The sequence below is a fragment of the Methylobacterium sp. A52T genome (genome assembly GCF_053346095.1).
The window spans coordinates 96,204-109,190 of record NZ_JBKFBI010000003.1; the positions used below are offsets into that span (position 1 = coordinate 96,204).

At 72.3% G+C, this 12,987-nt stretch carries 15 protein-coding genes; 10 read left to right on the forward strand and 5 right to left on the reverse strand.

Annotated elements, in window-relative coordinates; all coding sequences use genetic code 11:
• The first annotated feature begins 81 nt into the window (after positions 1 to 81).
• Positions 82 to 870 (forward strand): aldolase, encoded by a 789-nt coding sequence (locus tag ACLBYE_RS01845; RefSeq protein WP_447692802.1) that lies wholly within the window; start codon positions 82 to 84, stop codon positions 868 to 870.
• A 7-nt stretch (positions 871 to 877) separates the two neighbouring features.
• Here the strand turns inward: ACLBYE_RS01845 and ACLBYE_RS01850 are convergent, their stop codons facing one another.
• Entirely contained in the window at positions 878 to 2,170 is a 1,293-nt protein-coding gene (locus ACLBYE_RS01850; RefSeq protein ID WP_447692803.1) for a lytic murein transglycosylase, read from the reverse strand.
• Positions 2,171 to 2,325: 155 nt separating this feature from the next.
• Here ACLBYE_RS01850 and ACLBYE_RS01855 point away from each other — a divergent pair, with 155 nt between their 5' ends.
• From ACLBYE_RS01855 to ACLBYE_RS01865, 3 genes are all read left to right on the forward strand, one after another.
• Positions 2,326 to 2,820 (forward strand): SRPBCC family protein, encoded by a 495-nt coding sequence (locus tag ACLBYE_RS01855; protein WP_091927159.1) that lies wholly within the window; start codon positions 2,326 to 2,328, stop codon positions 2,818 to 2,820.
• 152 nt (positions 2,821 to 2,972) lie between these two features.
• Positions 2,973 to 4,385: a pyruvate kinase gene (gene pyk / locus ACLBYE_RS01860; RefSeq protein WP_427509601.1), complete on the forward strand. Its 1,413-nt coding sequence runs from the start codon at positions 2,973 to 2,975 to the stop codon at positions 4,383 to 4,385.
• 95 nt (positions 4,386 to 4,480) lie between these two features.
• A complete protein-coding gene (locus ACLBYE_RS01865; protein WP_012320301.1) occupies positions 4,481 to 4,609 on the forward strand; it encodes a hypothetical protein in 129 nt (42 codons plus the stop codon).
• Positions 4,610 to 4,662: 53 nt separating this feature from the next.
• Here ACLBYE_RS01865 and ACLBYE_RS01870 read toward each other — a convergent pair whose 3' ends face one another.
• Positions 4,663 to 5,850, reverse strand: a complete 1,188-nt coding sequence (locus ACLBYE_RS01870) for a patatin-like phospholipase family protein (protein ID WP_447692804.1) — start codon at positions 5,848 to 5,850, stop codon at positions 4,663 to 4,665.
• A 477-nt stretch (positions 5,851 to 6,327) separates the two neighbouring features.
• Between ACLBYE_RS01870 and ACLBYE_RS01875 the strand changes: the two genes are divergently transcribed.
• On the forward strand, positions 6,328 to 6,864 hold the full coding sequence (locus ACLBYE_RS01875; RefSeq protein WP_447692805.1) for a GcrA family cell cycle regulator: 537 nt from the start codon (positions 6,328 to 6,330) through the stop codon (positions 6,862 to 6,864).
• Between the two features lie 12 nt (positions 6,865 to 6,876).
• On the opposite strand, the gene ACLBYE_RS01880 is transcribed toward ACLBYE_RS01875, so the two are convergent.
• Positions 6,877 to 7,875, reverse strand: a complete 999-nt coding sequence (locus ACLBYE_RS01880; RefSeq protein WP_447692823.1) for a TAXI family TRAP transporter solute-binding subunit — start codon at positions 7,873 to 7,875, stop codon at positions 6,877 to 6,879.
• 230 nt (positions 7,876 to 8,105) lie between these two features.
• Between ACLBYE_RS01880 and cysK the strand changes: the two genes are divergently transcribed.
• From cysK to ACLBYE_RS01905, 5 genes are all read left to right on the forward strand, one after another.
• Complete coding sequence (gene cysK / locus ACLBYE_RS01885) at positions 8,106 to 9,080, forward strand: cysteine synthase A (RefSeq protein ID WP_070999936.1); 975 nt, start codon at positions 8,106 to 8,108, stop codon at positions 9,078 to 9,080.
• A gap of 321 nt (positions 9,081 to 9,401) precedes the next feature.
• Positions 9,402 to 9,905 (forward strand): hypothetical protein, encoded by a 504-nt coding sequence (locus tag ACLBYE_RS01890; RefSeq protein WP_447692806.1) that lies wholly within the window; start codon positions 9,402 to 9,404, stop codon positions 9,903 to 9,905.
• 81 nt (positions 9,906 to 9,986) lie between these two features.
• Positions 9,987 to 10,166, forward strand: a complete 180-nt coding sequence (locus ACLBYE_RS01895; RefSeq protein ID WP_447692807.1) for a hypothetical protein — start codon at positions 9,987 to 9,989, stop codon at positions 10,164 to 10,166.
• Positions 10,166 to 10,480, forward strand: coding sequence for a hypothetical protein (locus ACLBYE_RS01900; protein ID WP_447692808.1), 315 nt, complete (start codon positions 10,166 to 10,168; stop codon positions 10,478 to 10,480). Before ACLBYE_RS01895 ends, ACLBYE_RS01900 begins: the two co-directional genes overlap by 1 nt.
• Positions 10,477 to 10,635 carry a hypothetical protein gene (locus ACLBYE_RS01905; protein WP_447692809.1) on the forward strand — a complete coding sequence of 53 codons (159 nt, stop codon included), beginning with the start codon at positions 10,477 to 10,479 and terminating at the stop codon, positions 10,633 to 10,635. The genes ACLBYE_RS01900 and ACLBYE_RS01905 overlap by 4 nt, the downstream gene beginning before the upstream one ends.
• Positions 10,636 to 10,682: 47 nt before the next feature.
• On the opposite strand, the gene ACLBYE_RS01910 is transcribed toward ACLBYE_RS01905, so the two are convergent.
• The gene (locus tag ACLBYE_RS01910) at positions 10,683 to 10,934 is read right to left on the reverse strand and encodes an RAG2 PHD domain containing protein (RefSeq protein WP_447692810.1); all 252 of its coding nucleotides are present in this window, start codon (positions 10,932 to 10,934) and stop codon (positions 10,683 to 10,685) included.
• A gap of 148 nt (positions 10,935 to 11,082) precedes the next feature.
• Complete coding sequence (gene typA, locus ACLBYE_RS01915) at positions 11,083 to 12,906, reverse strand: translational GTPase TypA (protein WP_447692811.1); 1,824 nt, start codon at positions 12,904 to 12,906, stop codon at positions 11,083 to 11,085.
• Between the last annotated feature and the right edge of the window lie 81 nt (positions 12,907 to 12,987).

A 12,987-nucleotide genomic window follows, 5' to 3' on the forward strand; every position in this document is an offset into this window, starting at 1 on the left:
TGCGCAGGGGCGAGCGAGCGTCTAGAGTGCGGGACCGGTCGAGTCCCCGGCCCGAACCCCGACACAGGAAAGCCCGCACGCATGGCGCACGCCGTTACCGCCCCGGGAACCCCGCCCGCCCGCAGCAACGAGCCCCTGAACGCCGACAGCGTGCGCCGCGCCCGGATCGACCTCGCCGCCTGCCTGCGCTGGGCCGCCCGCAACGGGCTGGAAGAGGGCATCTGCAACCATTTCTCGGCGGTGCTGCCGGAGCGGCCCGACCTGTTCCTGGTCAATCCCTACGGCCTCGCCTTCGCGGAGGTCACCGCGTCGAGCCTTCTCCTCTGCGACTTCCACGGCAACGTCGTCGAGGGCGACGGCCAGCCCGAGGCCACCGCCTTCCACATCCACGCCGAGCTGCACCGGCTGAAGCCCCGCGCCCGGGCCGCGTTCCACACCCACATGCCCTATTCCACGGCCCTGGCCATGCTGGAGAGCGAGCCCCTGGTGTGGGCGGGCCAGACCGCCCTGCGCTTCTACGGCCGGATCGCCGTGGACGAGGATTACAACGGTCTCGCGCTCGATTCGTCCGAGGGCCGGCGGATCGCCGAGAGCGCCGGCGAGGCGGACGTCGTGTTCTTGAAGAACCACGGCGTGATGGTGCTGGGCGAGACGATCGCGGAGGCCTGGGACGACCTCTACTACCTGGAGCGCGCCGCGCAGGCGCAGGTCCTGGCGATGAGCACGGGGCGCGCACTCAAGGCCGTGCCCGAGGCGATCGTGCAGCGCGTGGCGGCCCAGGAGGCGGCCGGGCGCGCCGAGAGCGCCCGCCTCCACCTGGAGAGCGTCAAGCGGGTTCTGGCCCGGGACGAGCCCGCCTTCCTGGCGTGAGCGCCCGTCAGGGCGCGGCCCGGACCCGGTCCAGCAGCGCGGCGTCGGCGTAACCGTCCGGCGGCAGGCCGACCGACCCCTGGAAGGCGCGCAGCGCCGCCCGCGTCTTCGGGCCGATCTTGCCGTCGACCCCGCCGGTGGCGAAGCCGCGCTCCGTCAGGCGGGTCTGCAGGTCGCGCCGCTCGTCGCCGGTGAGGGGCCGGTCGCCCCGTGGCCAGTCGTGCACCAGGCCCGGGTCGCCGCGCAGGCGGTCCGACAGGAGCGCGACGGTCAGCGCGTAGGCGAGCGCCGTGTTGTAGCGGAGGATCACCGCGAAGTTCGGCTGCAGCAGGAAGGCGGGGCCGCGGATCCCGGCGGGCAGGATCAGGGTCGCCTCGGCCGTGTCCGGCAGGGCGCGGTCGCGGGCGGGCCTCACGCCGAGCGCCCGCCACGCCGCGACGGTGCGGACCGTCGTCTCGTCGGCGAGCGCCGCGTCGAAGGTCTCGGGCAGAACCGCCTCGCTGCCCCATCCCGCGCCGGGCTTCCAGCCGTGGCTGCGCAGGTAGTTCGCCGTCGACGCGAGGGCGTCCGGCACCGAGGTCCAGATGTCGCGCCGGCCGTCGCCGTCGAAATCGACCGCCTCGCGCTGGTAGACGCTGGGCATGAACTGCGTGTGCCCCATGGCGCCGGCCCAGGACCCGGTCAGCCCCGCTTGCATCCGGTCGAGGGGCGCCTGGTTCCAGGCCAGGATCTGGAGCGCCGCCGCCAGCTCGTCGCGCCAGTACGTCGCCCGGGCGGGATCGCTGCAGCCGAGCGTCGCGAGCGAGCGGACGACCGGCTTCACCACCGCCGGGTTGTCGAGCACGGCGCCGTAGCTCGATTCGACGCCCCAGAACGCCACTAGGATGTGGCGGTCGACCCCGTACCTGGCCTCGATGGCGGCGAGCGTGTCGGCGTGCTCGGCGAGCTTGCGCAGACCGGCCTCGACGCGGGCCGGCGTGACGCTGGCCTCGATGTAGTCCCAGATCGGTCGGACGAACTCGCCCTGGCTCTGGGTCGCGGCGATCACGTCGGGGTCGGGGGTGAGCGCGGCGAGCTGCGCCTCGGCGAGGCCCTGCGGCACGGCGCGGGCCGTGACCCAGGCGATCAGGTCGGTCCGGCAGGCCTCGAAGGCCTGCGGCGCGGCCGGCAGCGACGGGTCCGGCCCGGCGGCGAGCGCCGGCATGGCCGTGCCGATGACGAGCGCGGCGCCGGTCGCCAGGACCGCGCGCGCGGCGCCGCTCCGGGTCGCGGGCCGCTTCGGCGCAGCGCGATCGTCCATGGGCATCTCCGGTGATCCAGACGGGCGCGGCGTAGCATACCACGCCGGCAGCGACACCTTCGAGACGCGGTCCGTCGCGACCCCGGGGCTCGCCGCGGCGCGGCGGCGCTCCAAGTCGCGTCACATCAGCCCGGCGGCCCGGAGACCGACCCGTGATGCATCCCGCTTCCCTGACGGCGATCGGTGCGGCCGTCCTGGCCGCCGGACCGGCCAGCGCCCTGGAGGTCACCCGCAGCCGCGACATCCCGGCCCCGCCCGCCGCGGTCTGGGCGCTGGTCGGCGATTTCTGCGCGATCCAGAACTGGCACCCGCAGGTCCAGCGCTGCATCCTGTCGGGCGAGGACGAGGATGACGGCATCCGCGCGCAGATCCGCGGCCTCGTGGTGAAGGGCGGCAAGGGCACGATCGCCGAGGTCGAGACCGCACGCGACGAGACTGGCATGAGCTACAGCTACAGCTTCATCCAGGGCCCCCTGCCGGTGCGCGCCTACAACGCGACGCTGGCCGTCCGTCGCGACGGCGCGGGCTCCACGGTGATCTGGAGCGCGACCTTCGACGCCGAGGGCATGAGCGACGCCGACGCCGTCGCCGACATCACGGGCGTGTTCGACGCCGGGCTTGCCGGGATCGCCCGCGAGGCGGCCAGATAGACCCCCGCCGAATCGGCCCGCAGCGCGAAAAATCGCCCGCCGGGCGCCGCGAGGCCTCGCCGCGGGGCCGTCGCGGACCGATGTGAGCGCCGTCGGCGCGACCGCGCGCCCGGCTCGATTCCCAGAGGCAGCCTCAGGAGGCCGAGACCCGCATGCGCCGTCACCGCCACGCCAAGATCGTCGCCACCGTCGGTCCCGCCAGCTCCGCCCCGGACCAGCTCCGCGCCCTGTTCCTCGCCGGCGTCGACACGTTCCGGCTCAATTTCAGCCATGGCCTCCAGGCGGATCACGCCAAGGTCCACGCGGCCATCCGCGCCCTCGAGAAGGAGGTCGGCCGGCCGATCGGCATCCTGCAGGATCTCCAGGGGCCGAAGATCCGCATCGGCACGCTCCAGGGCGGCCGGCTCGATCTCCAGGCCGGCGAGACGGTGCGCTTCGTCCTCGACGGCGCGGACGGCGACAAGCAGGCGATCCCGCTGCACCACCCGGAGATCTTCGACGCCGTCGTGCCGGGCCAGGAGCTCCTCATCGACGACGGGCGGGTTCGGGTGCGGGTCACCGGGCCCGAGCGGACCTCCATCACCGCCGAGGTCGTCACCGGCGGGCCGATCTCGAACCGCAAGGGCGTGAACCTGCCGGGCACGCTGCTGGACCTGTCGCCGCTGACCGAGAAGGACCGGGCGGACCTCGCCTTCGGGCTCGACCTCGGCGTCGACTGGGTCGCCCTGTCGTTCGTCCAGAAGCCGTCCGACGTCATCGAGGCGCGGGGGATCATCGGTGACCGCGCCGGCATCATGTCGAAGATCGAGAAGCCGCAGGCGCTGGAGCGGATCGCCGACATCATCCGGCTCTCCGACGCCGTGATGGTCGCCCGCGGCGACCTCGGCGTCGAGATCCCGCACGAGGACGTGCCGGGGCGGCAGAAGGAGCTGATCCGGGCCTGCCGGCTCGCCGTGAAGCCCGTCGTGGTGGCGACCCAGATGCTCGACTCGATGGTCAACGCGCCCGCGCCCACCCGGGCGGAGGCGTCGGACGTCGCCACCGCCATCTACGACGGCGCCGACGCCGTGATGCTCTCGGCGGAATCCGCGACCGGCCGCTACCCAGTCGAGGCGGTGGCGATGATGGACCGGATCATCCGCAGCGTGGAGGGCCACAAGCTCTACCACTCGATCGTCGCGGCCTCGGAGCCGGGCGAGGAGGAGACGCCGCCCCACGCGGTGGCAACCGCCACGGCCGACCTCGCCGAGGCGGTGCGCGCCGCGGCGATCGTCGCCTACACGGCGAGCGGGACGACGGCCGCGCGGGTCGCGCGCAAGCGGCCCGCGGCCTCGATCCTGGCCCTGACCCCCAACGTCGCGACCTCGCGGCGGCTGAGCCTGCTCTGGGGGGCGCACAGCGTCCTGACGGAGGACGTCGACAGCTATGAGGAGATGACCTCGAAGGCCTGCCACCACGCCCAGGACGAGGGTTTCGCGCGGCCGAACGACGTCATCGTGGTCACCGCCGGCATCCCGTTCCACACGGCCGGCAACACCAACAACATCCGGCTGATGCAGGTCTGAGGCGCCCGATCGGGCGCCGGGCTGGAACGCGGCCCGCGCCTGACCCGTTGATGGGGAAGCTGCGCCATTTGGGCGCGAAACCGGAGGGCCGACCCATGAACCTGATCGGACGCATCGTCACCAAGATCCTCGGCAACGAGAACCGCCCCGTCGATCGGGACGACCGGAACGCCAGCACGGCGACGCCGCTCGGCCGCCTCGTGACGAAGATCCTGGGCAAGTAGCGGCACCGTCCGCCGCGCGCCCGGACGGGGCGCGCGGCAGCACCGTCCGGCGATCAGTTCGCCACGGCGCTGGCGGTCTCCCTGAGCACCGGCGCGGCGGGGATCGAGTGCTGCCAGAAGGTGCCGGTCCGGCCCTTCTCGTAACCGGCCTCGTACAGGGCCCGCATGTAGGCGGTGTCGAAGCCCTTCGCGGCGGACGCCTTGGGGCCGTTCTCGTCGATGTAGGTGAGATTGAAGCCGATGCCGTTGGTGCGGGCCAGCGCGTACGTCGCCGTCAGCGTCGCGCGGGAGCGGGCGCGGCTCGCGGTCGTGAAGGAGCGCTCGACGATCGAGAGCGTGTTGTCCTTCGTGACCTCGAATTCCGGCTCCAGGCGGCCGTTGATCACCACGTAGATCTCGGCCTTGCCGCCGGTGCGGATCCGCCCGTCGCGCAGCAGCAGGGTCTGCGGCAGGGTGAAGACGGGGGTCACCACCGAGCCGTCGACATGCATCTCCTGGAAGCGCGCGTCGCCGGCCGAGACGTCGATGAGCTGGGGCGGGAACACCGCCGGGATGCTGGCCGAGGCCGCCAGCACGTCGCGGAACAGCTGGCGGGCGTTGGGCACCCCGCTCGCCGCGATGGCGCCCATGTTCCAGATCACCGCCCGCTGGGAATCGAGGTTCGTCGTCACGACCAGCAGGCGTCGGCCCTTGGCGTGCTCCTCGGCCACGGCCTTGAGGAGATCGTCCGTGACGTAGCGGTCGATGAGGTTGCGCAGGCGCCCGTCGCCGAACAGGCCCGAGCCGAACAGCACGTTGGCCAGGTTCGGCGAGGCCACCAGCTCGCTGGCGACGCCGCTCGTGTAGAACTCGGTCAGGTAGGGGTCGTAGGCCGAGCCCAGGAAGGCGAAGGGCGCGATCAGCGCGCCCGTCGAGACGCCGGAGACCAGGGTGAACTCCGGCCGCTTGCCGGACGCCGTCCAGCCGTTGAGCACGCCCGCCCCGTAGGCGCCGTCGCCGCCGCCGCCCGACAGGGCCAGGTAGGTGAAGCCCTTGAGGCGCCGCTCCGGGTTGGCGGCGAGCGCCGCGATCGTGTCCACCGACGCGTCCGCGAAGACGCGCGCGCCGGGGATGCCGGGCACGGTGGCGAAGGCCGCCTGCTCGGCACTGTAGGGGGTCCGCGGAACGCTGCCGCAGGCCGCGACCTGACCCGCCAGCCCGAACGCCACCGCCATGCGCAGGCTGACCTGACGAACACCCATCGTCACTTCCTCGAACCGCGAAACGCGCCCACTCTGCCACACGGAACGAGCTTGGCCGTATCGCCTGTTCCGTCTTAGCCGGCTTCGGAGGAACGATAAGGCCGCGCTGTTGCGGTGGGGTCACGATCCCACGCGATCGGGGCGCAAGCGTGGCCGCTGCGGCGGGCGGGCCGGACGGTGCGGCGCCGTACCGGACCGCGCCGACCCTGACCGGACCGGGCCGGCCCGGGTCATTGCCGGTGGACAGGCGTCGCGGCGGCCCGTGCCCGGCGACCGCCCGCCCTTGCAACGTTCGCGAGCGCCGCGCTAGGGTTCCCCCGTGGCCTGGCGAGACAGGGTGTCGCACGCGATGCGGCAGCCGGTGCGCGAGGGCGCGGTCTGCGCGGCGACACGGCCGGCCGGTACAACGGCTCCTGTCGGCCTGGAAGACGCGGACTGGCCTTCGGGAACGCGGCCGAGCCGCAGGGGGCGGAGGGGATGATGGAAGCGGGTCTCGGCTGGACGGACGATCGCGTGGCGCTGCTGCGCCGCCTGTGGGAAGACGGGCAGAGCGCCAGCAAGATCGCGGCGCAACTCGGCGGCGTCACCCGCAACGCGGTGATCGGCAAGGTCCACCGCCTGGGTCTGGCCGGTCGCGCCCGCGGCGGCGAGGAAGCCGCCACCGCCGTCCCGCCGTCGAAGACGGTCGAGATCGAGACCGCCATCGCGGTGGTCGAGACGCAGGCGCCCGAGCCGGTCGCGATCCTGGCCCACCGTCCGGCCCCGGAATTCCCGGCGCCCGCGCCGGCCGCGGCGCCCGCGCCCGTGGCCCTCGCGGTGTCGGAGCGCGTCACCATCATGGACCTCCGGGAATCCATGTGCCGCTGGCCCCTCGGCGACCCGACGACGCCGGAATTCCGCTTCTGCGGCGCCCGCTCCATCACCGGCCTGCCGTACTGCACACACCACGCCGAGATCGCCTACCAGCCCGCCGCCGAGCGGAAGCGCGATCGCCGCGTCGCCTCGTTCCGCTGAGCCGCCGCGCCGTCAGCGCAGCGTCACGCCGGCCTCGCGGAGGACGCGGGCGGTCCCGGGATTGACCCGGTCCGCCGGGACGAGGCCGACGAGGTTCCTCGGCTGCGCTTCGGTGAGCTCCGTCCGCGCCAGCGCCCGGACGATCCGGTAGGCCGTCTCCTCGTCGAGGCCGGGCCGCGCGATCACGAAGCTCCAGGATCCCACCGTCGCGATCGGCTCCGCCTGCCCGGCGAAGCTGCCGGCCGGAACCGTGAGGCGCCGCGTCGCCGCGCCGGGCTGCGCGAGGCGCGCGATGCCGGCCTCGGACGGTCCGAAGAAGCGGGCCCCGCCCGGATCCGCGGCCAGCGCGCGGAAGCCCGGCCAGTCGAGGCCGCCGCCCCAGAGCGCGTCGGCGCGGCCCTCCCGCACCAGGGCCGGGCCGTCGCCGGCCCGGTCGAGCAGGATCGGGCTGATGTCGCGCTCGGGATCGAGGCCCGAGGCGCCGAGGACGCTCCGGCCCATGACGGTCAGCCCGGACTTGTGCGTGCCGAGCACGACCCTGCGCCCGCGCAGATCCGCCACCGAGCGGATCGCGCTGACGGCCGGCACCACGAACAGGCCCGGCGTCGGGTACATCGGCACTAGGACGGTCAGGCCGCCGCCCTCTGCGAGGGCCGGATAGGCGTACTCGCCCTGCACGAGGCCGAGATCGACGCGGCCGGCGCGGAGGAGGCCGACATTCTCGGACGACCCGCCGGTGGCGCGCCGCTCGACGGTCAGGGCCGGGTCTGCGGCCGCGATCGCGCCGGCGAAGGCCTCCCCGAAGGCCGGGAAGCCGCCGCCCGGCGTCGCGGTGGCGAGCACGACGCGGAGCGCCTCGGCGGCGCGCGCCGGCCGCGCCAGGACCAGCCCGAGGCCCGCCAGCAGAGCGGCCCGACGAGTCGGCCGAAGGGGGAGGCCCCGTCCGTCCGTCGGGCAGGACGGTCGGGCAGCGCCGGCCGCGGCCGGACGGGCTGGAGAATAGAATTCCATCAGGAAAGGGCCGCTCAATAAAGGTCTTCCACCCCGCTCCGAAAGTTCGCCCGATTCCGGAAAGAACTTTCGGCAACGGCACTTAGCCCGATTGCTCCGGCCGCGGCAACGCGATATCGCAGCCTCCCGTCCGGGCCGGTCAAGCCTCCCCACGCGAGGGCGATCCCTTGGCGGGGCCTCTCCCGGATACGACATCTGTCCGATCCGTCACCACGAGCAGGAGTTCCGCGATGGCCGATACCCTCAACGCACCGGCGAAGGTCGGCCACGGCCGTGTCTACGGCTCGATCACCGAGACGATCGGCAACACCCCTCTGGTGCGCCTGAACCGGCTGCCCAAGGAGCACGGCGTCGACGCCGAGATCCTGCTGAAGCTCGAGTTCTTCAACCCGATCGCCAGCGTGAAGGACCGCATCGGCGTCAACATGATCGACGCCCTGGAGGCCTCCGGGAAGCTCCAGCCCGGCGGCACGCTGGTCGAGCCGACCTCGGGCAACACCGGCATCGCCCTCGCCTTCACGGCGGCGGCCCGCGGCTACCGGCTCATCCTGGTGATGCCCGAGACGATGTCGCTGGAGCGGCGCAAGATGCTCGCCTTCCTGGGCGCGGAGCTGGCGCTCACGCCGGGCGCGCAGGGCATGAAGGGCGCGATCGCCAAGGCCGAGGAGCTCCTGAAGGAGATCCCGGGCTCGGTCATGCCGCAGCAATTCTCGAACCCGGCCAACCCGGAGATCCACCGGAAGACCACCGCCGAGGAGATCTGGAGCGACACGGGCGGCCAGCTCGACGCGTTCGTGGCCGGCGTCGGCACCGGCGGCACCGTGACGGGCGTCGGCGAGGTGCTGAAGCCGCGCCTGCCGAACCTGAAGGTCTTCGCGGTGGAGCCGGAGGACAGCCCGGTGATCTCCGGCGGCCAGCCCGGCCCGCACAAGATCCAGGGCATCGGCGCCGGGTTCATCCCCGACAACCTGCACACCAACATCCTCGACGGCGTCCTGAAGGTCACCAACCAGGCGGCGTTCGAGACCTCCCGGGCGCTCGCCCGGCTGGAGGGCATCCCCGGCGGCATCTCCACCGGCGGCAACGTCGCGGCGGCGCTGGAGCTGGCCAAGCGCCCCGAGTTCCAGGGCAAGCGGATCGTGACCGTCGCCTGCTCGTTCGCCGAGCGCTACATCTCCTCGGCCCTGTTCGACGGAATCGGCTGAACCCGGCATCGGAGCGGCCTTCGGGCCGCTCTCCTGCGGAGCGCCGATCGAATCGCGCCGGCGCGGATCGCGGCGATGTGGACCCGCGCGGGATCTCGTCCCGCCGGAGACGGACACGATCGTCGCGACCGACGGAATTTTTCAATTATCATAGTCATATAATTATTCTTCTCTGATCAATATTTGTCGTCCCTCGAAAGTATTCTCAGCACAATACCGACTTTCCGGCAATATCCTCGGATCAACACTGCGATCCGCCCTGCCTGGACGCCAGAAAAACTCTCCGCTAACGCCGACCGGCGAACGGACAGTGACGATCTCATGCGCGGCCTCCTGCTTCTCGTGTTCGGCCTCTGGGCTCAGGCGGCGACGGCCCAGGGCTTCGCGGTCCACGACCTGACCGGCCTGGCCGAAGCCGCCCGATCGGCGCTCGGACTGGCGGCCACGGCGCGGGCGGAGGCCGGGTATCTTGGCCTGCACTGCGCCGCCCGCGCGGGCGCCCCGACGATCGCGTTGCGGCTCGGGCGCCTGACGGACGGGACCGAGGCCCGGGTCCGCTCGGGTAGGACGACCCTCGCTGCGCTCGAGGCGCTCTGTGTGCGGCGCAATCCGGATTGCCGGCTCTCGGCCCTGCCCAATGGACCGGCGATCGGCTGGTTGAGCGTGTACGCGCTGGACGGCGGCGCCGGGGCGACCGCGGTCATCCTCCGGGACGGCGATCTGCTCACGATCGAGGCCCGGGCATCGGATCGCGGGGCCGCGGAGGATGCGGCGCGGCGCCTCATGCAGGCCGTCCTGCCCCGGATCGTCGGGCCGGAGACCTGAACCGACCGCCTCCGGTCGCCCGGTCCGCGCAACCCTCCTCGGCCGCCTCCGTTGTCCCCCGAAGAGGCAGAGAGGCGAGCCATGACAGAACAGACCGGACGACCCGCGCGGGAGCGCGCCGAGGCCGCGGCGGCCCGCGAGACCGAGACGCCGCGCGAGAAGCTCGGCCAGATGGAGGACAAGGCGCGGTCCGGCACCGATCTCGGCGAGGCGATCGACCGCGCCACCGCCGCCGTCGGCCAGGACGATGGGAAGCGCTGATGGTCAGGCCGACGAGCGAATCCGGGACGGTCACCCGCAAGCCCGACGACAAGGTCGGTTCGCGCGGGAGCCCGCCCGCCGGGGGCGGCCACCAGACGGCCGATCAGGCGGCGATCACCGACATGGGCTCCGGCGACGCGCCGCGGACCGAACCGAAGGCGGGATGGGGCACGGCCGGAGAGCCGGGGCGCGCGCCGCCCGCGGTCGGCGGCTCCTCGGGCGGCCACTCGGACCAGAAGGCCGCGCGGGGCCCGGCCGCCGACACGAAGGTCGCGGACGGCCACTACCGGGCGGAGCGGGAGAATCGGGAATGACCGAGCGTCGTGAGGCCGGCGCGCAGCCGGACAAGCCGAAGAACGTCGCCCCCGACGCGGTCAAGGACCCGAACGAGAAGACGGAGGGCAAGCCCGGCCAGGGGACGCCCTCCGGCGGAACGCAGAACGACGAGACCGATCCCGGGGGCAGCTGACGCGACCGGGCCGCCGCGGCGGCATGCCCGGTGCGGCGGCGCGCGGGTCAGGAGAGGCGGAAGGGGATCGGCCCGGAAGCCAGCGGGACGTCGCCGGGACGGCAGCCGGTCTCGACGCAGGCGTAGCGGATCGCGTCCTTGCGGCTGCGGAAGATGCCTCCGGCACGGCCACCGGTCTCGACCGCGACCCAGTGACCCTCGCCGTCCTGGCCGACGAGGTACGAGAGCGGCGCGGCGGCGGCCTGCGCGAGCGACGGAAGCGGGTTCAGCGCGACGGGCATCGGTGTCACGGGGTTCACGCGGGCCTCTCGGGTCCGCCCCATCGAAGTACCGCCCCCGGCATAAGGGGTCGATGGGTCCGAGAGCGGCCAGGAATAAGGGCCACATCAGCAACCGGGCCTGAGCGCCCGGTTGCCGGTCGTTCACGATCGATGTCGGTCGCGCGCCTCAGGCGGCGTTCTCCTTCGACCGCTCGGCCCGCTTGCGGTCGTTCGGGTCGAGGATCGCCTTGCGCAGGCGGATCGACTTCGGCGTCACCTCGACGAGCTCGTCGTCCTGGATCCAGGCCAGCGAGCGCTCCAGGGTCATCCGGATCGGTGGGGTGAGGCGCACGGCCTCGTCCTTCGACGTGGTGCGGATGTTGGTGAGCTTCTTGCCCTTGAGCACGTTCACCTCGAGGTCGTTCTCGCGGTTGTGCTCGCCGACGATCATGCCCTGGTACACCTTCCAGCCCGGCTCGATCATCATCGGGCCGCGGTCCTCCAGGTTCCACATGGCGTAGGCCACGGCCTCGCCCTGGTCGTTGGAGATCAGCACGCCGTTGCGCCGGCCCGGCATCTCGCCCTTGTAGGGCTCGTACGCCTTGAACAGCCGGTTCATGATCGCGGTGCCGCGGGTGTCGGTCAGCAGCTCGCCCTGGTAGCCGATCAGGCCGCGGGTCGGGGCGTGGAAGACGAGGCGCAGGCGGTTGCCGCCGGAGGGCCGCATCTCCAGCATCTCGGCCTTCCGCTCGGACATCTTCTGGACGACGACGCCGGAATGCTCCTCGTCGACGTCGATCACGACCTCCTCGATCGGCTCCAGCAAACCGCCGGCCTCGTCGCGCTCGTACACGACCCGCGGCCGCGACACGGCGATCTCGAAGCCCTCGCGGCGCATGGTCTCGATCAGGATCGAGAGCTGCAGCTCGCCGCGGCCCGAGACGTAGAAGCTGTCCTTGTCGGCCGCCTCCTCGATCTTGAGCGTGACGTTGCCCTCGGCCTCCTTGAACAGGCGGTCGCGGATCATGCGGCTCGTGACCTTGTCGCCCTCGGTGCCGGCGAGCGGGCTGTCGTTGACGATGAACGACATCGTCACGGTCGGCGGGTCGATCGGCTGCGCCTGGATCGGGGTCTCGACCTGCGGGTCGCAGAAGGTGTCGGCGACGGTGCCCTTCACCAGGCCGGCGATGGACACGATGTCGCCCGCCTCGCCCACCTCGATCGGTGCGCGCTCGAGGCCGCGGAAGGCGAGGATCTTCGACACGCGGCCGGTCTCGACGACCTTGCCGTGACGGTCGAGGACCTTGATCTGCTGGTTGGGCTTCACCGAGCCCGCGGCGATGCGGCCGGTGATGATGCGGCCGAGGAACGGGTTGGCCTCGAGCAGGGTGCCGAGCATCCGGAACGGTCCCTCCTCGGTCCGGGCCGGCGGCACGTGCTTGAGCACGAGGTCGAAAAGCGGCTCGAGACCGACCGACGGGTCCGCGTCCGGGCTGTCGGCCATCCAGCCGTTGCGGCCCGAGCCGTAGAGGATCGGGAAGTCGAGCTGCTCGTCGGTGGCGTCGAGGGCGGCGAACAGGTCGAACACCTCGTTCACGACCTCGTTGATCCGCGCGTCCGGACGGTCGACCTTGTTGATCGCCACGATCGGGCGCAGGCCGATCTTGAGCGCCTTGCCGACCACGAACTTGGTCTGGGGCATCGGCCCCTCGGCGGCGTCCACCAGCACGATCACGCCGTCGACCATCGACAGGATGCGCTCGACCTCACCGCCGAAATCGGCGTGGCCGGGGGTGTCGACGATGTTGACCCGGGTGTCCTTCCAGACGACCGAGGTCGCCTTGGCGAGGATCGTGATGCCACGCTCCTTCTCGAGGTCGTTCGAGTCCATCGCCCGCTCCTCGACCCGCTGATTCTCGCGGAAGGTGCCGGACTGGGCCAGCAGCTTGTCGACGAGGGTCGTCTTGCCGTGGTCGACGTGAGCGATGATGGCGATGTTGCGCAGTTTCATGGCGGCCCGAAACGGGTTGTGCCGGCTCCCTGGCGGCCGCGCGGCGCGGCCGTCCGCGCCGGTTCAGGTACGGAGTCGTGG

Coding starts and splice junctions, on each gene's coding strand:
- ACLBYE_RS01845 (WP_447692802.1), top strand. CDS start 82: ATGGCGCACGCCGTTACCGCCCCGGGAACCCCGCCCGCCCGCAGCAAC.
- ACLBYE_RS01850 (WP_447692803.1), bottom strand. CDS start 2,170: ATGGACGATCGCGCTGCGCCGAAGCGGCCCGCGACCCGGAGCGGCGCC.
- ACLBYE_RS01855 (WP_091927159.1), top strand. CDS start 2,326: ATGCATCCCGCTTCCCTGACGGCGATCGGTGCGGCCGTCCTGGCCGCC.
- pyk (WP_427509601.1), top strand. CDS start 2,973: ATGCGCCGTCACCGCCACGCCAAGATCGTCGCCACCGTCGGTCCCGCC.
- ACLBYE_RS01865 (WP_012320301.1), top strand. CDS start 4,481: ATGAACCTGATCGGACGCATCGTCACCAAGATCCTCGGCAACGAGAAC.
- ACLBYE_RS01870 (WP_447692804.1), bottom strand. CDS start 5,850: ATGGGTGTTCGTCAGGTCAGCCTGCGCATGGCGGTGGCGTTCGGGCTG.
- ACLBYE_RS01875 (WP_447692805.1), top strand. CDS start 6,328: ATGATGGAAGCGGGTCTCGGCTGGACGGACGATCGCGTGGCGCTGCTG.
- ACLBYE_RS01880 (WP_447692823.1), bottom strand. CDS start 7,875: ATGGAATTCTATTCTCCAGCCCGTCCGGCCGCGGCCGGCGCTGCCCGA.
- cysK (WP_070999936.1), top strand. CDS start 8,106: ATGGCCGATACCCTCAACGCACCGGCGAAGGTCGGCCACGGCCGTGTC.
- ACLBYE_RS01890 (WP_447692806.1), top strand. CDS start 9,402: ATGCGCGGCCTCCTGCTTCTCGTGTTCGGCCTCTGGGCTCAGGCGGCG.
- ACLBYE_RS01895 (WP_447692807.1), top strand. CDS start 9,987: ATGACAGAACAGACCGGACGACCCGCGCGGGAGCGCGCCGAGGCCGCG.
- ACLBYE_RS01900 (WP_447692808.1), top strand. CDS start 10,166: ATGGTCAGGCCGACGAGCGAATCCGGGACGGTCACCCGCAAGCCCGAC.
- ACLBYE_RS01905 (WP_447692809.1), top strand. CDS start 10,477: ATGACCGAGCGTCGTGAGGCCGGCGCGCAGCCGGACAAGCCGAAGAAC.
- typA (WP_447692811.1), bottom strand. CDS start 12,906: ATGAAACTGCGCAACATCGCCATCATCGCTCACGTCGACCACGGCAAG.